Annotated in this window: 14 protein-coding genes, 1 tRNA gene and 1 pseudogene; 12 read left to right on the forward strand and 4 right to left on the reverse strand. The window is 42.3% G+C overall.

All coding sequences use genetic code 11. The features are described from left to right. Positions 1-77: 77 nt before the first annotated feature. Both QNH28_RS01040 and guaD read right to left on the reverse strand, forming a co-directional pair. On the reverse strand, positions 78-1,430 hold the full coding sequence (locus tag QNH28_RS01040; protein ID WP_283909792.1) for a uracil-xanthine permease family protein: 1,353 nt from the start codon (positions 1,428-1,430) through the stop codon (positions 78-80). Between the two features lie 38 nt (positions 1,431-1,468). Then, on the reverse strand, positions 1,469-2,833 hold the full coding sequence (guaD, locus tag QNH28_RS01045) for a guanine deaminase (RefSeq protein WP_283909793.1): 1,365 nt from the start codon (positions 2,831-2,833) through the stop codon (positions 1,469-1,471). Between the two features lie 301 nt (positions 2,834-3,134). Here guaD and QNH28_RS01050 point away from each other — a divergent pair, with 301 nt between their 5' ends. From QNH28_RS01050 to QNH28_RS01085, 9 genes and pseudogenes are all read left to right on the forward strand, one after another. Further along, entirely contained in the window at positions 3,135-3,323 is a 189-nt protein-coding gene (locus tag QNH28_RS01050; RefSeq protein ID WP_283909794.1) for a hypothetical protein, read from the forward strand. 28 nt (positions 3,324-3,351) lie between these two features. Next, positions 3,352-3,426 (forward strand): annotated as a pseudogene (locus QNH28_RS29710) (phosphoketolase family protein); the annotation flags it as partial. A gap of 208 nt (positions 3,427-3,634) precedes the next feature. Then, positions 3,635-4,660, forward strand: a complete 1,026-nt coding sequence (locus tag QNH28_RS01055; protein WP_283909795.1) for a LacI family DNA-binding transcriptional regulator — start codon at positions 3,635-3,637, stop codon at positions 4,658-4,660. 15 nt (positions 4,661-4,675) lie between these two features. Beyond that, on the forward strand, positions 4,676-5,542 hold the full coding sequence (rbsK, locus tag QNH28_RS01060; RefSeq protein WP_283909796.1) for a ribokinase: 867 nt from the start codon (positions 4,676-4,678) through the stop codon (positions 5,540-5,542). A 25-nt stretch (positions 5,543-5,567) separates the two neighbouring features. After that, the gene (locus tag QNH28_RS01065; protein ID WP_283909797.1) at positions 5,568-5,978 is read left to right on the forward strand and encodes a GNAT family N-acetyltransferase; all 411 of its coding nucleotides are present in this window, start codon (positions 5,568-5,570) and stop codon (positions 5,976-5,978) included. Positions 5,979-6,015: 37 nt separating this feature from the next. Next, positions 6,016-6,936 (forward strand): ribonucleoside hydrolase RihC, encoded by a 921-nt coding sequence (rihC, locus tag QNH28_RS01070; RefSeq protein ID WP_283909798.1) that lies wholly within the window; start codon positions 6,016-6,018, stop codon positions 6,934-6,936. 39 nt (positions 6,937-6,975) lie between these two features. Beyond that, entirely contained in the window at positions 6,976-8,391 is a 1,416-nt protein-coding gene (gene dcuC, locus QNH28_RS01075) for a C4-dicarboxylate transporter DcuC (RefSeq protein WP_283909799.1), read from the forward strand. Positions 8,392-8,638: 247 nt separating this feature from the next. Then, positions 8,639-9,961, forward strand: coding sequence for an MFS transporter (locus tag QNH28_RS01080; RefSeq protein ID WP_283909800.1), 1,323 nt, complete (start codon positions 8,639-8,641; stop codon positions 9,959-9,961). Next, a complete protein-coding gene (locus tag QNH28_RS01085) occupies positions 9,933-10,847 on the forward strand; it encodes a polysaccharide deacetylase family protein (protein ID WP_283909801.1) in 915 nt (304 codons plus the stop codon). The genes QNH28_RS01080 and QNH28_RS01085 overlap by 29 nt, the downstream gene beginning before the upstream one ends. A gap of 37 nt (positions 10,848-10,884) precedes the next feature. Here the strand turns inward: QNH28_RS01085 and QNH28_RS01090 are convergent, their stop codons facing one another. Next, the gene (locus QNH28_RS01090) at positions 10,885-11,307 is read right to left on the reverse strand and encodes an LSm family protein (RefSeq protein ID WP_283909802.1); all 423 of its coding nucleotides are present in this window, start codon (positions 11,305-11,307) and stop codon (positions 10,885-10,887) included. Between the two features lie 597 nt (positions 11,308-11,904). On the opposite strand from QNH28_RS01090, the gene QNH28_RS01095 reads away from it, so the two are divergent. The 3 genes from QNH28_RS01095 (at position 11,905) to QNH28_RS01105 (ending at position 17,973) form a co-directional block, all read left to right on the forward strand. After that, complete coding sequence (locus QNH28_RS01095; protein WP_283909803.1) at positions 11,905-16,236, forward strand: bifunctional 2',3'-cyclic-nucleotide 2'-phosphodiesterase/3'-nucleotidase; 4,332 nt, start codon at positions 11,905-11,907, stop codon at positions 16,234-16,236. 138 nt (positions 16,237-16,374) lie between these two features. Further along, positions 16,375-16,458: transfer RNA gene (locus QNH28_RS01100), tRNA-Leu, on the forward strand. A gap of 120 nt (positions 16,459-16,578) precedes the next feature. Further along, positions 16,579-17,973: an MATE family efflux transporter gene (locus QNH28_RS01105; RefSeq protein ID WP_283909804.1), complete on the forward strand. Its 1,395-nt coding sequence runs from the start codon at positions 16,579-16,581 to the stop codon at positions 17,971-17,973. A gap of 117 nt (positions 17,974-18,090) precedes the next feature. On the opposite strand, the gene QNH28_RS01110 is transcribed toward QNH28_RS01105, so the two are convergent. After that, positions 18,091-19,451 (reverse strand): IS1182 family transposase gene (locus tag QNH28_RS01110; RefSeq protein WP_283909805.1). Its coding sequence is split into 2 segments (ribosomal slippage): positions 18,091-18,884 and positions 18,884-19,451, totalling 1,362 coding nucleotides; the frame shifts between segments, so codons are not numbered across the junction. Positions 19,452-19,520 lie beyond the last annotated feature (69 nt).

Below are 19,520 nucleotides of genomic sequence, written 5' to 3' on the forward strand. Positions count from 1 at the left end.
TTAAAATGCTATAAACGTTACAGCCTATAGTAAAAAGAACGGACATCATTGGATGTCCGTTCTTTCGTTCGTTCTTTCTATTTTCCACTTGGCAGTAGTTTATTCAATAAGATCGCTGCTAATGAAGCAGCTAGAATAGGTGAGCCTAATAAATATTGCACGAATGAAGGTAAGGAATGCAAGTAGTCGCCAGGAATGAGTACCAAAGCTAATGTGATAATCATCGGTATTGCGATAATATACATTTCTTTTTCGCCAATCGTTACATTCTTCATCACCTGCACACCATTAATTGCGATGATCCCGCACACGATAGCGAAGACGCCGCCAATTACAGCGGATGGAATGGAAGAGATCAGAGCAGCTAATTTACCAGAACAACCGAAGAGGACAAACCATCCTCCTACAGCGAGGAAAACTCGACGGCTGGCTACACCTGTGATGGAGATAATACCGGCATTGGTTGAATAGCCTGTAACAGGCGTCGATCCGAGAGCAGAAGCGATAAGACAGCCAATCCCCTCACCAATAACCCCTTTGTTAATATTTTCGTCTGTTAAAGGCTTATTGATTACGTTGCTGACAGCAAACCAGGTACCTGTTGTTTCAGCTAGCAGTACGAGATAAATAATGACCATGGTGATAATAGCAGAAAAGTTGAAAGAGAATCCGAAATCTACAAAAGCGATACGCGGCATGCTAAACCAGTTCGCTTTGCTAATCGCTGAGAAATCTAACACACCCATCATATTAGCAGAAATACATCCAACTACTAATGCCATCATGACGGAAATAATTCGGAAGATCGAACCCTTATTACGGAACATAGAACCGAGAATTACGAATAAAAGGAGTGTACCCGCTGAAATAAGGGCTAACAAAACGTTCTGATTGATTGAAGCGCCTGAAGCTCCATAGATATTGTCTCTTATAGCAACAGGTAATAAAGAAAGACCAACTATGAATATGATCGTACCACCTACAATGGGTGGGATAAAGTTCTTAACGATTTTATTAAAGATCCCGACATAGCCCAAAATAATAACTAGAACCGCACCGATTAAGCTGGCACCTAACACGGAGCTCCAACCCAGCTCCCCGCCGCCACTAGCGGCATAAATACTGACAATCGCACCAAGCGGAACATAAGATGGACCTTGCGCGATAGGAAGCTTCATACAGAAATAAGTCTGCACAATCGTTGCAAGTCCAGCAGCAATAAATGTGGATTGAATTAACGCGCTTGACTGATTCGGTTGTAAGCCGATTAACATGGCAATCAGGAAAGGAACCACATAAACGTCCATTGCCAAAACATGTTGAAAGCCTAGGATGATGGATTTACTGAATGATACTTTTTCATCGGGATGAACGGTTAATAGTTGTGACTTTAATGGCGCTTGATCCTGCACGTTTGCTTGTGTTTCCACTCAGATGCCCACCTTATATTTTCTAGTTTTATCGATCCTTAACGTGAATGAACCCTTTCACCCTGTACCCAGACTTCACGGATATTCTCAGGTCGAGCTAGATACATCATTTTTTGAAACACGTCCTCTAAATCTTCATTTCCATCAAAGAGTGGCAATCTAGCCGATGGTATTTTCGTATCAATAATTTGTACATCCCATGCATAGTTTTCTTGGATACGACCGATAGGTAAGCTTAGACTTTCACCACCGCCAGCAGTAGCAAGATAGAAGGATTCATCAATCGTAATCCGTGATCCTAGTAATCCGCGTTCTTGTGCAGGAAGGGAAGGATTAACGCCATCCTCTAGCATTCTTGAAGACATTACAGCCTGTCTTATGTTATCGAAGAGACTAGGTGAAAAACCTCCGGAAATATCAGACCCTAAGCCAATCTCCACACCCTTGGAGTGGAAATGAGCGATAGGGATGACACTATTGGCAAAATAAGCGTTCGATATCGGACAATGCGCAATAGCCGTTCCTGTCTCCGCAAATAAAGCTACATCGTCTTCCTCTAAAAAATTGCAATGTGCCATTACAGATTTATCACGGAGCAGACCGAAATCATGTAAGGCAAAAGCATCGTTCTTCTGGAATCGTTCTTGTACATATCCGTGCGCCCAATCACTTTCACTACAGTGCGATTGAATATGAGTATCATATTTGGCGGCTAAGTCTCCTAAACCTTGCAAAGCCTCATTTGTACAGCTAGGAATGAACCTAGGTGTCACTACTGGATAAACGCCTTGCTTAGTAGATTTGGCGAGTTCTTTTACCGCTAGGATAAATTCTTCCGTATCTTTAAGGGCGGTGTCAGTGTCAGTGTCGCGATAATTTTCTGGATTTCCTTGAGGATCGTCCATTACCACTTTTCCAACGAGTCCGCGTTGCCCTTTATACGCACAGATTTGGGCTAATAATAAACTGGCTTCCTTATGCACCGTTGCAAAATAAAGTGCTGTAGTGGTTCCGTTTGCGAGTAAGGTATCAACCACATCATCGTAGACTTTTTTGGCAAAATCCAGGTCTGAAAATTTAGACTCCAATGGGAAGGTGTACGTATTTAACCAATCATAGAGTGGAATATCTAATGCAGTTCCAGATTGAGCCCACTGCGGGGCGTGAACATGCAAGTCGATAAAGCCAGGCAAAAAATACTGGCCTTCAGCTAATCGATGGAAGTTGTCTTGGTCTTGATAAGTATCTAATAGAGGCTGATAGTCGGGCTCTTCTGGTGAAACGATCTTTTCTATCATTCCATCTGTATTAATGCAGTAGAGGTGGTCTTTTAAAATTTGAATTTCCTTCGGTGATTTGCTTGAAAATGAAGTGCCTAGGAATATTTGCATATATTCAGTCATTATATCCACCTTAATGTTCGTCTTTTGGTGTTCTTTTGTTATTATAATCTGTAAAAAATGATAAGTCCATACCTAAAGTCGAACAAAGACGGACGTTGGGCGTTAAGTTATGCTCTAAATAGATCGAAAGGTATGAGTATACATACTCTCTTCGGCAAGCTAATTTAGACACTTCGAGGATAATGTCCTTTTTCGCCTGTTATCCTTACGTAAAATGTATGCGGTTACTTACTTATGCTATAATACTTGTAGATTAATTAGGTTACGCGTTTAAGAAAAATGGGTTAGGAGTGTTACTGAAATGAGAAGATATAACATTTGGCGTCCGATCATGCTAATTATTGTCGCGCTGCTTACGAGAAGCTTGGTTACTAACTTATGTATTTTGTTTGGTATGCAGACTGAAGTAGCGAGTAGTATAGGTACGCTGGGCATGGTTATCGCCGGTTTAGTGATGTATAATCGCATGAACATTCGTCGTCGAAAGTAACGAAACTTAGAGTCGAAAATTAGATCCTGGTGGTTTGTCTGACGAGAAGTTTGATCAAATTTTCACAAATAGTAAACCAGTTATCTTCGCTTTCCACGTATGAATGGCGACATCGATTTAAAGCATATTGTAATGAGTGGAGTAAAGTAGAGGACATCTTGGGGTGTCTTTTATTTTTGTTTTACGGTTGTTTGAATATCGACCATTCTAACCAGTGGAAATGGCTCCCGCATACTCCTATTCATGCAAATTATTACCTTTGACAGAATGAATACGATTTCATATAATATGTGTAACCGGTTACCGAAGGTTTGAAAATTATAAAATCACATCTTGTATCCCAACGTATGGAAAGTAGGTCTCTTGATTTGACGACAATTTATGACGTTGCAAAATATGCAAAGGTTTCAGTAGCTACGGTCTCTAGAGTCCTGAATAATCAAGGTTACGTGGGAGCGGATAGTCGGGCAAAAGTGGAACAGGCAATAGAAGCTTTAAATTATAGTCCCAATGCCGTAGCTAGGAGTCTCTATAAAAAGCAGTCGAAATCTATTGGCTTTATTATTCCAGACATTACAAATCCGTTTTTTCCACAATTATTTAGAGCTGTTGAAAAAACGCTAATTAGTCAAGGGTATTCTGCTTTGTTGTTCAATAGTGATGACCAATTGGACCGTGTCTCTGATTTTATTGAAACGATGAAAACAGGATATGCAGCTGGTCTTATTATCGTATCTGACAAGATTAAGGAAGAACATTTAGCAAAGTTATCGATGCCAATTGTCGCGATCGATAGAATTATCAGTGACAATATTCCATCTATTACAGTCAACAATTATAAGAATGCTCGCGAGGCGGTAAGCTACCTAGTTCAGCAAGGCTGCTCAAAGATTGCTCATGTAAAGGGACCAGATGGTGTTTACACCTCTGAAGAACGGCTCCGCGGCTATTGCGATGAAACATCTGCGCAAGGATTATCACAAATTATAGCGTATGGTAATTATGAATTAATGACTTCGTTTCAGGCCATCATAGATTTATTAGCTGAGAATCCAGACATTGATGGGATTTTCGCAGGAAATGACATAATGGCCGTGGGTATCATAAAAGCTTTAGCCAAACTAAGAATTAAAATTCCAAAACAAATTAAAGTCATTGGCTTTGATGGAATCGAATGGGGTACAACAATTACTCCTGAACTAACCACCATGGAGCAACCGATTGAGCAGATTGGTATTAAAAGCGGTGAACTACTGCTTGATATTATTGAGGGGAATACCAAAGGCCCACAACACTTTAGTTTTGATGCAAAACTTATTGTAAGGGATTCAACATAAAAGGAGACAAAAATAATGATTACAGTAATTGGTAGTTTGAATATGGATTTCACATCTATTGTAGATCGATATCCGGGACTTGGCGAAACCGTTATCGGCCGGGAATTTCATCATCAATTTGGTGGTAAAGGAGCAAATCAAGCGGTAGCGGCTTCTAGATTGGGCGGCTCGGTTCATATGATTGGCCGTGTAGGTGGGGATAGTTTTGGTGAACAATACTTGTCGCACCTTAAAGAAGAATCTATTTTTTTCAAGAATGTGGAACCGGTTACACATTCATCTACAGGAGTTTCATCCGTCATTATTTCAGAAGGGGATAATTTAATTATTGTTGTTCCGGGAGCTAACTACGAGCTGACCCCCCAAGACATTGAAGCTTGTAGAGAGCAGATCGAGAATAGCGATGTAGTTGTACTTCAATTAGAAATTCCGATGAATAGTGTTGAGAAGGCTTTAGAGATTGCTTCCAATAAAGGGATAACTACGATACTTAACCCTGCTCCATATCATGAGTTTCCATCCGAATGGTGGCCAATGATAACATATCTGACTCCGAATGAGCATGAAGCAGAACTGCTTATGAAGTCCCCTGGTTTCCGCGAAGAGTACAAAGAAAAGCTAATTATCACAAACGGAAAAGATGGAATTGCTTATTACAAAAATGGGGAAAGTACTTTTATCAAAGCTCCAAAGGTTCAAGCAGTAGATACTACGGGTGCAGGGGATACATTTAATGGCGCCTTAAGCTATTTTCTTGATAAAGGGTATGACTTTCATGATGCTTGTTATCATGCGACTTATGCAGCCAGCCTTTCTGTAACGAAATTTGGTGCTCAAGGAGGGATGCCCTCATTAGAAGAGCTGAAACAATTCATGGACTGAGGGTATACAAGGAGGCGATTCTTGAATGCTTAGGAAAGAACCAAACGCATTAACACCCCAGATGTATGCTGAGCTACGCCAAAAAGTCGATTTCCAAGAATATTCATTAGAAGATGTTGCACAGGCATTAGAAAAAACGCTATTTTCAGTTGTTATATTTGATGATGATAAACCAATTGGAATTGGTCGAATTGTAGGAGACGATAGAATTGTGTTCTTCATTAAGGATGTAGTAGTTGATCCTGAGTACCAGAAACAATCGATAGGTTATACTATCATGCATTCCTTAATGACTTACATTCAGGAAAAAGCGTGTGAGAATGCCTATATAGGTTTAATGGCTACTCCGAATACGGAGAAATTCTACGAGAAATTCGGATTTATTCAACGTCCTAATAAGGATTTTGGCCACGGAATGGTTAAATTTGTGAATTGATTATATAAAATTGAGAACCAATTGGAGGATGAATTATATGTTGAAAAGACCGATTATTATTGATACTGATCCTGGGATTGATGATGCAGTCGCCATAGCCATTGCTTTGTACAGTGAAGAGCTTGATGTCAAGCTGATCACAACTGTAGCAGGGAATGTAGGAGTAGACAAAGTAACAAATAATGCATTAAAGCTGCTGAAATATTATAAAAAGGAAGTTCCGGTTGCTATGGGAGCGGCTTCCCCGCTGATTAAACCACTGAAAGATGCTAGTAATGTGCACGGTGTTAGCGGAATGGAAGGTTTTGATTTTGAAGAGCCTACAAATGATCTTCTGCTTGAAGATAATGCGGTCAACGCAATGTATAAAGTGATTAAAGAAAGTACAACCCCGATTACGCTGGTTCCGATTGGACCGCTTACTAATATCGCGTTACTGTTTAAAATTTACCCAGAAGTGAAAAATAACATTCAAGAAATCGTTCTAATGGGGGGATCAGCTACAAGAGGGAATATGGGTGTAATGTCTGAATTTAATATTCATGTGGATCCGGAAGCTGCGAAAATTGTTTTTGATAGTGGACTTCCGATTGTTATGGCTGGTTTAGACGTTGGATGGAAAGCGCTTGTATTACCAGAGGACTCTGCTCAATTAGAAAATATGAACGATGTCGGAAAAATGATCCACAGCCTCTTTAAGCGGTACCGTGGCGGCAGTATGAAGACGGGATTGAAAATGTATGATAGCTGTGCAATTGCCTATTTGTTAAAGCCAGAAATGTTTGAAACGGTTGATACCCACGTGGATATAGAACTGAACGGTAGTATGACAGCAGGAACTACAATTGTTGATTTGAAGGGATATTTAGGTAAGCCTAATAATGCCAAAGTATGTCTTGATATCGATCAACAATTATTTCGAGAATGGCTACTAGATAGCTTGAGAAAATGTAACTAAAGAATTAACCAACTAACCAATTAGATGGGGGACACTGTGATGGACATAATCATGTACGGCTCAGCGATTCTGGCGATTTTTATTATTGTATATATGTTAATTAAGCAAATGGATATTAAAATTACACTATTCTTTATCGGTATTGTACTAATGTTCATTGCGATACTAATGGGTAATGGAATTAGTGCTAAAGGTTTTGAATCTTCGGGTGCGCTATGGTTAGATCCATTAGTAGCCATTGCAGACCAGTTTAAATCGTCACTCACTTCTGCTGGTTTCATCATTCTTATTCTTGGTGGATATACAGCATACATGTCCTATATTAATGCGAATGATGTGACCGTCAATGTATTAACGAAACCACTGGGCAAAATTAAATCGGTATATATTCTTGTGCCTGTGGTTTTCTTACTAGGAAATCTGTTGTCTCTTGTTATACCTAGTGCCTCAAATCTAGCTATAATTTTACTTGCAACCTTATTCCCTGTATTGAAAAAAGCAGGAATGACAACGTTATCCGCAGCAGCGATCATTGCTACATCCGCGACTATCGTACCAACCCCAATGGGTGGGGATAACGTTGCAGTAGCAACTGAATTAGCACAGTATGCTAACTATGCCGGTATGACCGTAACTGATTATGTATTCCGTTACCATGCGTTAGTGTCCATCCCTACTTTATTAGTAATGGCTGTTGTACATTATTTCTGGCAAAAACGTATGGATAAAAAGATGGGTGTCGACACAGAACATGCAGAAGTTGAATTAAAGGATGTTAAGCTAGTGGAAGGTGGAAAACTGTTTACAACGGTTTACGCTTTGTTGCCAGTGCTTCCTATTCTGTTTCTAATCGTAGTATTTATACTTCAATCTGCCTCCAGTATGACTATCAATATAAGCGTTGAGGTAGTAGCCTTATTATCTTTCGCTATTGCAATTGTTTGTGAATTAATCCGTAAAAAGAATACAAAGCAAGTGTTGGATGGTACAGAGCATTTCTTTAAAGGTATGGGCAGCGCAGTTCCAATTGTTGTTCTGTTGGTTGCGGCATCTGTATTCGTTACAGGCTTGAAATCGATTGGACTTATCGAATCCTTGGAAACAGCGATGACTGGTATTCACGGCTCCAGCCTTGGATTTATTCTTCCACTCATTCTCGTTGGTTTGACTGCACTAATCGTTATTTTGAGTGGTAGCGGTACGGCGCTCTTCTATTCGATGATTCCTCTATTGGTTCCTCTCGCTAATGCTGCGGGTATTAACCCAATTGCAGTTACAGTACCAATGGGTCTTGCAGGTAACCTGTTTAGAGCGGTATCTCCAGTCGCGGCCGTTGTTCTTATTGTAGCTGGCTCCGTTAAGAAGAATCCGATTGAGATTGTAAAACGCACATCAGTACCAATGATTGTAGGTGTAGTATTTATGTTCATCCTTTCCATGATCGTATTTTTGTAATCAGGAATTCCGGTGTAGCATAGGTGCTGCTATTCAGTTCCATTGAGTGTTCAGAAGGGGATGTCCAATAGTCATTTTTCATGGCTATTAGGACATCCCCTTTTGCTATTTTTCATACGTTAAGTTGGAATTCCTTATGTTGCTGTTGAATTTTTTGGCGTTTGGATGATACGAAATCTGTAACTATACTCCCATAGATTGTGGTAATATATTACAATTAGATCATTACCATATGGGAGGTATGTGAGTGAAACATAAATGGATGAACTCGCCGTACACCTTTGCTTTAGGGATGTTTGCGATGATGGTTCCCAGTCAGGCTTTTAGTTCTTTTTACAGTTATTTTTATGTGGAGAAATTGGGCTTGGGCATTGGACTTGCTACACTGGCCAGAACAATCTTTCTGATCTGGGATGCGGTGAATAATCCGCTGTTTGGATACTGGTCAGACCGCACAAATACCCGCTATGGTCGGCGTAGACCCTGGGTGTTCGGCTCGATTCCGTTATTTATGCTGGCGTTTGTGCTAGTGTTTTCCCCACCGGGCGGATTATCGGAGAATGGACTTTTCACTTGGTTTTTAGTGACACTTATTTTCTATGAGGCCGTGGCTACGGTCTTGTGGGTGAACTATGGTGCACTGCTTCCAGAGCTTTTCCGTGGAGATCGTATTCGGGCAAAAGCCTCTGCGATTCAGCAAGGGTATCAAGTGGTTGCCCTGTTAATTGGTACTGCTTTAACGCCAATTCTTTTCGCAGCGATTAACTTCTCTAATATGGCTATCGTGTATGCCTGTGTCTTCGGTGTGTTTATGTTTTTATGTATGATGAATGTCCAAGAGAAGAAAGAGACCACTAAGACTGAACCGTTGAAGCTCATCCCGGCTTTTCGGGAAACGATTCGGAATAAGAAGTTCTGGGTGTTTAATATTTCGAACTCTTTTGCCCAAACGGTTAATGGACTTGTAAGCTCGATGATTCCCTTTTATGCAAAATATGTTCTACATATTTCAGAAGCACAGGTATCTATTATGCTCGCGGCTGTCTTTGTGTCGGTCATTCCATTAGTGTTCGTGTGGTATTGGATTATTCGTAAGATGGATGGGGTCAAGGCATGGCGGCTATCGCTTATCCTATATGCTTTATCTGTCATTCCGCTATGGTTCGGTTATGATCTTGTAAGTGGTGTGGCCGCTGGCATTGTTGTTGGTTTCGGACTAGCAGGATTTCTAGTAACCCCGGCAATCGTAGGTGGAAAAATTATTGATGAGGATGCGGAGAAGACAGGTCTGAGAAGAGAAGGCATCTATACCGCGGTAAGTGGATTCATCACTCGCTCGAGCGGATTAATCTCGGCGCTGGCTTTTTTCATTGTAGGGATGATCTTTGGTTACAAGGGTGGCGATGACCCAGGGTCTGATCCAGAAGCAACGTTCCGATATTTAATAAGCGTGGTGCCGTTATGTCTGCTAGCGATATCTGTTGTCATATCTTTTACTATTAAATTTACATTTACGGGGCAACTGAGAGGTGATGCTGACTATGAGCAAAAGATTAATCATCAATTGTGATGATTTTGGGCAAAGCCCTGCCATGAATCAGGCGATTATGCATCTATTAGAAGAGGGAAAAGTATCTTCAGCGACGATCATGGCGGTGGCCCCTGGATTCGAGGAGGCTGCTGCATGGTGTAGCCGTAGGCAACAACGAAATGTGGGCCTTCATTTGACAATGACCAGTGAGTTTGAGGCTTTACGCTGGAGCAGCCTGACGGGGGACTCTTCATTACATGACGATGGCGGGCATCAGTATAAGACGGTAAAAGAGTTCGAGCAGGGAGCGCAGACAAAAGCTGTGCTAAAGGAGATTGTTGCGCAGTACGAACGAGTGAAGCAAGCCGGAATAATGATTAGTCATGTAGACAACCATATGGGAAGTTTATATGGCATGGAAACGGGACGTAGCCTGCTTCCGCAGACGTTGTGGAGAATTTCACGCTGGGGATTGCCATCACGATTCTTTCGATACATCCATCCAGAGGATCCCCTTCTAGGATCACTGAAAAATATTGAACGTCCTGTTGCACTTGGATCTGGGCTGGCCGATACACTGGGAGTCCCGATTCCTGATTATTTGTTGTCCCATCCTTTTGGTGTGGAGGAAGGTGAGACGTATGATCGTTTTAAACAATCCATCATCGCCAAGCTGTATTCGCTACCTGATGGCGTTAGTGAAACCTATATTCATCCCGGAATCGACGATCCATGGATGCTTGCAAATATACCACATTGGGAGAAGCGAGTCTGGGAATATCGCCTACCCTTTGATAATGATTTTGCCTATGCGATCCGTGATGCTAGAGTTGAATTGACGGATTATCGCTATGTACAGGAGCATTTAAAGCGCCCACGAATAAGATCTGCGGGGAGACTTTTGAAGAAACTGATAAGTTCATGAGAGAAAATAAAAAGACACCTTGAGGGGTGTCTTTTGACTATCCCATTAAACCTTTTAGTCCATTCAGGAAGGGGGATATAGATTTAATCATGTTGTAGCCCATCTTCATAACCGGCATAGTTTTTTGTATCATCCCTACAAAACCCATAATTCCACCGAATCCTGAAGAACCTGGACTTGCGGCTCCGGCAGCCCCCGCGGCTCCAGCGGCCCCGCCTCCCAGTCCGAACAGTGAGCCAAATAGCGGCATGAGTCCAGATACATTCGCTTTCCGGGAGTGAGAAGAAGAGTGTTTTTTTGATTTTTTGTTTTTATTTTTACGTGGTTTGGAAAGGGTCAATCCATCCTTATCGAGGCCAGTTATCCATCCTACATACGTGCGTCCATCATGAAGCGTAACGCACACAGGTCTACCCTTGAGCTGTTCAGCTCGCTTGCGAATCTTTGCTCTGTTTGACATTTGTGGATCACCTCATTGGTCTATTTAATTCTATATTACTCAGATATTCTGGTGTTGCTTGTGCGGGTTCATCATTAATATGAAAAGAAAGTCCAAAAATTGATGGGGAGAGGTTATACGATTCGAATACCAATTAGTGAAGGGGGTGGAAGGATGTTATCTGCATGGATTGGGAGCATTGCTTTTGCGGGAGCGGTGATTCTTTACATATTACTGTCTTTAGGAATACCTTAAGGTGAATTTGCAATGGGTGGGAAACATAAAATCATGCCTTCACAAATGAGAGTGACGTGTGCGATTTGTTTTGGGTTTACTGCCATCATGAGTGGGTCTTGAGAGAGTTATCATCAGATAAAGATTCGACGTGTTTTGACCTTATGTATGCGCTTTCTTAGGGCACATCTGTATAAGATGTGTTTTTTGTATGTCTAGAGACTATTGATCTAATAAAAATAGAATATGACCTAGGTCTTTCTTCATACGTTAATATATTTAACATAGATTTATATTAATTTTACAATACTATACTTTTTCGTCATGTTTGTGTGATATAATATCACCGAAATTATGTGAAAATACTAGGGGGAATAAATCTTTATGGGATGGAAGACACGATGGAACAAGCCTCTCGCTTCTGTACTAGCAACTGCAGTGCTTTCAGCACAGGTACTAGGTGGAGTCGTTTTGGGTACGGTTTGGAGTCCGGACAAAGTAGCTGCTGCACCTGCTACACCTGCTTCTGGAGCCAAGGTTGAGCTCCGTTTGATGAGCACAACGGATGTGCACACTAATGTGTATGGTTGGGATTATTTTAAGGGTGCACCATCTGTAACCGTCGGTCTTGACCGCACGTCAAGTCTGGTGAAACAAGCGAGAGCTGAAGAACCCAACAACCTCCTGCTTGATAATGGTGACTTGATTCAAGGAACTCCGCTGGGTACGTACGTGGCGAAGAAATCGGAACTGAAAGATCCGAATGAGATTCATCCGATGATTGCGGCTATGAATGCTATGGGATATAACGCTGCGACTTTTGGAAATCATGAATTCAATTATGGTTTGCAATTTTTAGATCGTACTATAAATGGTAGCGATGGTAATGAGTCAACTACCGGTGCAAATTTTGATTATGTGAATGCGAACATTTATAAAACAGATGGCACGAATGCCTTTGAACCCTTTGTTATCATACCTAAAACAATAAAAGACAGTAATGGTCAAGAACAAACGATTCAAGTCGGTCTAATTGGCCTTGTTACCCCCCAAATCATGGAGTGGGATAAGGTTAATCTGGAGGGCAAAGTAGTCGTTGAAGATATTGCTGCAACGGCAGAGAAATTTGTTCCTAAAATGCAAGCTAAAGGAGCAGATGTCATTGTTGCTATGGCCCATACAGGGTTTGATATCAACGCTGTTATAGGTGATGGTTCTGAGAATGACATTAACGCCTTGAGTAAGGTTCCGGGTATCGATGCGATCACATTCTCACATACCCATAAGGTATTTCCAACGGGAAATGACAGCACACTGGATGCTTTGTTCAAAGATCCGGATACTAAAAAGCCTTACAATAACGATAAGGCTGTGATCGATAATGTGAATGGTCACATTAATGGTACGCCTGCTGTACAAGCTGGCTACGGCGGTGCTTATTTAGGTCTAATTGATCTGGATATTGTATACGGTGATAAAGGCTGGGAAGTAGATAAGAAGAGCTCAAATGCTTCAACTCGTTCTATCTATAAGACAGAGAATAAAGTGAATTATCCAACGGTCGAACCTGATCCAGCTGTAGATGATGCTGTTGCGGCAGCGCATAAAGCTACTATTGCTTATACTGAACAGAAGCTGGGTGTTACAACGGCTCCAATGAACAGTTATTTTGCAATGGTTCAGGATGATCCTACGGTTCAGCTCGTAACGTATGCACAGAAGTGGTATGTTCAGAAGTATATTGATGTCAATGTTCCTCAATATAAGGACCTGCCGATTCTGAGTGTCGGCGCTCCATTTAAAGCAGGACGTAACGGCCCAGAAGAATACACTAGTATTGATGAAGGCAACTTGACTATCCGTAGCGCAAGCGACCTCTATCTATACGATAACACGCTCAAAGCGATCAAGGTTAAGGGTTCTGTTGTTAAAGAGTGGTTGGAGATGAGCGCGGGTGCATTTAACCGCATCAAACTTGGAATCTCGACTCCGCAGTCTCTGTTGAATCCGGAGTTCCAAGTCTTTAATTTTGATGTGATTGATGGGGTCCAATATAAAATTGATGTAACGAAAAACGCGAAGTACAATCCGGATGGCTCCATTAATGATGCTTCGTCGAGTCGTGTGACGGAAGTGACTTACAATGATCAGCCTTTAGATCTTGATCAGGATTTCATTGTTGTCACTAACAATTACCGTGCAAGCGGTGGTGGTAACTTCCCGGGTGTTAAAGGCTCAGAGTTGGTAGTGGACTCTCAAGATGAAAATCGTCAGGTCTTGATGGACTATATCAGTGAAGCTGGAACGATTGATCCTACTGCTGATGGTAACTGGTCCTTGGCACCTATTAAGGGTAGTGTGAAAGTAACGTTCACTACAACGCCTAAAGCAGCGAGTGTACTTCCGGCGAACATATCCGATACGGGTCAGCAAAATGATAAAGGCTTCGGAATTTTCGAACTGGATCTAAGTGTGAAAACTCCTGCGCCAACTGCAGATGTTGAAGTTCACCTTATTGGAATTAATGACTTCCATGGTCAACTAGACACAGTTTCTACAGTGAGCAATAAGTCTGTAGGCACAGCAGCTTACCTCGCGACTTACTTGAAACAGGCTCGTGCAAAGTACGAGAACTCCTTGCTCTTCCATAACGGTGACTCCGTAGGAGCATCGGCACCTGTATCTTCGCTTGAGCGCGATGAGCCGACTCATGCTTGGATGAATATGATGAAATTTGATGTAGGTTCCTTGGGTAACCATGAGTTCGACCAAGGTGTTGATGCGCTAATGACACAGCTTTATGGTGGTGCTGATCCAAAGAACAAAAAAATTATCCATGCTGGCTCTGATTTTGATTATGTCAATGCCAATGCAGTGTATGCCAAAAACGGCGAGCCCATTATCAATCCTTATGTAATCAAAGAAGTCGGTGGTGTGAAGATCGGGTTTATAGGTCTTGTAACCAAATCTACACCAAGTAAAGTTGCACCTTCCGGAACGGTTGGCGTAAAATTCCTTTCGGCTGATGAAGAAGTAACGGCTGTTGAGACATATGCCAAAGAGCTGCAAGAGAAGGGCGTAGAAACGATCATCGTGCTTGCGCATGATCCAGCCTCTACTAAAGATGGCGTAACTACAGGTGAAGCGGCTGATCTGGCCAAAGCGCTTCCTGCGGATTCCCCAGTTGACGTTATTGTTGCTGGTGATAACCATGCGCTGGCAAACGGAACGGTAAACGGAAAGTTGATTGTACAAGCATACTCTTACGGCATGGCATTTGAAGATATTAAGCTGATCATTGATCCTAAAACAGGTGATGTGAAGAGTAAATCTGCTGTAGTAACGTCCACCTTCCATGACGGTGTAACACCGGATCCGGAGAGTGTGGCACTGGTAAATGCTTACCTTGAGAAGCATCCTGAACTTACCCAACCAGTGGGTACAACTGATGGAACTGTAACTCGTACGGATGCTTATACCAAAGAAGCTGCCCTCGGTAACCTAATTGCTGATTCTATGCGTGCTGCTGATTTTGGTGATGGCGCAAAGTCTGCTGATTTTGCCTTTATGAATCCGGGTGGTATCCGTGCGGATCTTCCGAAGGGTGATGTAACCTTTGGCGATTTGGCTAAAGTTCAGCCGTTCGGCAACACACTTGTGAAGCTGACACTAACTGGAGATCAGATCAAAACGTTACTTCAGCAGCAATGGAATGTAAAGGTTGACGGAACAGCAGATATCAAAACGTTGCAAATTTCTGGACTGAAATATACAGCGATTATGAATCTACCAGTGAAAGATCGCATTACGAGCCTTACGCTAACTAATGGTACACCAATTAATCCTAATCAGAAATATACGGCAGTAGTGAATAACTTTATGGCTGCGGGTGGGGATAACTACACGGTTCTGACTCAAGCGAGTGATTCACTGGCTGGTCCTATTGATTTGGATGTATTCTACGATTACATTGTGAAGACGTTTGATCGCAAAGAGATCAAGGCGGCAATTGAAGGTCGTATTACTAACAAAGAGAAGGCTGATGAAACGGGATCAGGCAGTGGCAGTGGAGGTTCTAATGTTGTAACTCCAACACCTACTCCAACTGTAAAACCATCAGCAACGCCAGCTCCAACAGCAACACCAGCACCAACTACTGCCCCAGCAGCAAGCTTCAAAGATCTGGGTAAGGTAGTCTGGGCACAAGAGGCTATTCAAGCATTGGCTGCTAAGGGCATTATTAAAGGATTGGATGCAAATACTTTTGCACCAACCAAAACAGTGACTAGAGCAGAGTTTATTACAATGCTGGTACGTGCACTGAATCTGACGGGTTCGGCAACAACCAGTTCATTCAGCGATGTTAAACAAGGAGTTTGGTACACGGATTCTATCGCCCTTGCGGTGAAGGCTGGACTTGTACAAGGCTCTGGAAATGGTAAATTTGAACCGGGTCGTGAAGTGACTCGTGAAGAAATGGCCATTATGATTGCTAATGCATTGAAAGATAAACTACAGCCGATTGATAAGAATGCAGCGCTGGGCAAGTTTGCAGACAAGTCCAGTATTGCTCCTTACGCACAGGACGCTATAGCACAACTGACCCAATTGGGAATCGTTAACGGTGTTGAGGGTGGCAAATTTGCACCTAAGGGTATAGCTAACCGTGCTCAAGCGGCAGTCATTATCTACCGTATGCTTGAACAAGCTTCATAATCCGATAGTTCTTCTAAAAAGTGTATCGATGATCCCTAATAGGGACTCGGTACACTTTTTCTTTTTGCATTAGGTATTGCCCTTTGCGCTAATATATGATAATTTAGTTCTGCACTGCATGAGTCTTTTATATTTTGTGCGGTCGTGGCGGAATTGGCAGACGCGCACGGTTCAGGTCCGTGTGGGTTAATCCCCGTGGAGGTTCGAGTCCTCTCGACCGCATACCTAAGTGCATATAAATTAGCTGTACTTTTGAATTGCTCTTCAACCTGAAGAGCCTTTTTCTATTTATAAGGATATTTCAAATTTGGATAACTCTAATGTAAAAGAAGTGAAGCGAAGATGGAACCTAATGTAAATGTCAATACGAAGCGAAGTGTGCGGTTTCTTGAGAAATATTTTTCAGGAGAATCGTTAGACTATCGCCATATGATTGCTTTATTCATCCCTATTCTGGTAGATCAGGCCTTTATAGTGGGGTTAAATCTAGTAAATACAGCGATGATCAGTTCGTCCGGGGTGGCGGCTATCAGTGCGGTGAATATGATCGATTCCCTCAATCTTTTTCTCATTAGTGTGTTTATCGCGGTATCAACGGGTGGTACGGTTGTCGTAGCGCAGTACAAAGGAAGCGGCAATAGTCTTATGGTGTCAAAGGCTACCGCAGGCGCGACTTCGTCGGTTTCCCTAATGGCTTTTATTATTGGTATGTTTGGTATTCTTTTTCACAAGCCGCTGTTGAACGTACTATTTGGAGCGGCCTCACCAGAGGTAATGCACAACGCCCGAACCTATCTGATTGGGAGCTGCATCTCCTATCTTGGTATAGCTGTAGTAGAGGCAGTGTGTGGTGCTCTTCGGGGAATCGGAAGGACGAGAGCCTCGCTTGCGCTATCGCTCATTATGAATTTAGTTTACGTCCTCTTGAATCTCGTATTTATTAACCTTTTGCATATGGGCGTTCTAGGGATGACCATTTCTATAAATATAGCTCGATATTTGGGCGCGATATGCGCTCTGTATTATCTGTTCCGGATGGACAATGAGCTGCATATTCGAATTCGTGACTTATTGGTGGTTCAATTCTCCATGCTCAAAAAAATAATGTTCATAGGTATGCCGTTTGCGGCGGAGCAAATGTTCTTTAATGGTGGTAAGATTCTGACACAAGTCTTTATCGTCAGTCTCGGTACCTACGCGCTTGCTACTAACGCTATTGCCTCTTCCTTTGCAGGGATTATGCAAATTCCGGGTAATGCGCTGTCTTTGACGATTATCACAGTAGTTGGACAATGTATGGGAAGCAATAATGTTAAGGATGCTCGGAAATTTATTAAATCGTTCCTAGTAGCATCTTCCCTTTCCTTTGTGGTGATGGGATTGTTAGTTATGCCTTTCTTCAATCCGCTAGTTTCGATGTTCCATCCACCTGCGGAGATAGTGAGAGATATCTTCATAATTGTACTTATCAATACAATCGTACAAATACCGCTGTGGTCTATTAGCTTCATAACACCGTCAGCGCTTAGAGCAGCGGGTGATTCCAAGTTTACATCCATGGTGTCAATGCTGAGTATGTGGTTGTTCCGCGTAGTACTCGGGTATATCTTAGGTATTGTTCTGGATTTCGGTCTTCTTGGGGTTTGGTTAGCTATGAACTGTGAGTGGGGAATCAGAGGATTCATATTTCTACGGCGCTTCATGGGTAAGAAGTGGGTTCAGCATCGTGTTATATAGTAAAACAAAAAGACACCCCGATGGGGTGTCTTCAGAGTGTCGAGAAACCCAGGTTATTTTAATATCTTGGGTTTCTTTTCATGTTTAGGTGGCTGTAAAATCGGGAAAGTAGGGGGATTACCCCTGCTTTTCCAGGCGATCCAGGTGGATCGCCATCTTCTTCATGTTCTGCACGGCTGCCGTCATCAGTGCTTGTTCCCTGACGTTCCGGAGTCCGCGCAAACGGCAATAGCGAAACCCATGGAGCTCTTTAGCATCCGCGAAGCTTCGCTCAATCGTTACTTTTCGTTTGCGGTACAGCTGTTTGCCAGACTTGCTGAGCCTGTTGTTCCGAACCCAATCTTTACTGTCCTCCCAAACGTGCCGGGTTACCACCTTTCGATGATTTCGGGACTGTGTACATTGACCCAGCAACGGGCAACTCTTGCAATACTCCGGATTGGAAGCATACTGTCGGTAACCTTTGCGGTCTGTGGTTCTGTATTTCAATTCGTGACTCGCTGGACAAACATATAGATTACGTTCGGGATCAAAGGTAAACTTCCACTTTGGAAACAAGCCTTGCTTGGGGTGAAACCTCCGGTGAGCAATCACGGCAAAAATCTTTCGACTTTGTAGCCCCCGACAAATCGGTGTAGTCAAATATCCTGAATCGAGTGTAACAGCCTCAACTGCAAACCCAAAACGATCTTGCTGGCGATCTAAACGCGACAAATAGGGCACGGAATCATGGACATTTCCGGGCGTTACGTGCACATCGATAATGAGGTTGTACTTGGTATCGACCGTACGGTGGTCCAAATAAAAGAAGCCTTCTGGTTTGCCATCACGAATCATATATCCACTGTCTGGATCAGTTGTGCTCACTTTAATTTCTTTCTCTTCGTTCACTTCCTCTCTGGGTTTTAGGGCTTTTTTCCATGTTCTTTCCGGTCATCAGCCACGGCGATATTGAGTTCGTCAATGTAATCTTTGGTATTTTGTAGTACTTGTTGTTTGGTATAGTGATGTTTATTCGCATTGGCTTTCACATGGGTCGAATCGGTCACGAGAACACGTCCGCCAATCATTCGGTGCGAAATACCTTGGAGAACAATCTCATCGAAAATATCATGAAAAATCGTTGTATCTTTAAACCGGGTCCGCCGGTTCCAGCTAATCGTTGTATGGTCAGGAACCTTGTCGCTAAGCCCTAGACCCAAAAACCAACGATAGGCCAAGTTGGTTTGGATTTCTCGTTCCAATTGACGTTCGGAACGAATACCGTAAAAGTATCCAAGAAAAATCATCTTAAATAAAATAACTGGATCTATAGCTGGGCGTCCGTTATCGGCGCAGTATAGCGGTCGAACCATTTCATCAATAAAAGAAAAATCGATATATTTATCCACCTTACGAAGCAAGTGGTCTTCGGGGACCAAATCTTCTATGGAAACAAATTCGTAAGATTGTTGTCTTTCTCGGTTGGAACGTAACATTCAACACACCATCCGTTCTATAAATAGTTACATATATTATACAACATTAACGCGGTGTCGTCTTAAATA

The sequence above is a fragment of the Paenibacillus sp. G2S3 genome (assembly GCF_030123105.1).
Lineage (GTDB): Bacteria > Bacillota > Bacilli > Paenibacillales > Paenibacillaceae > Paenibacillus_AQ.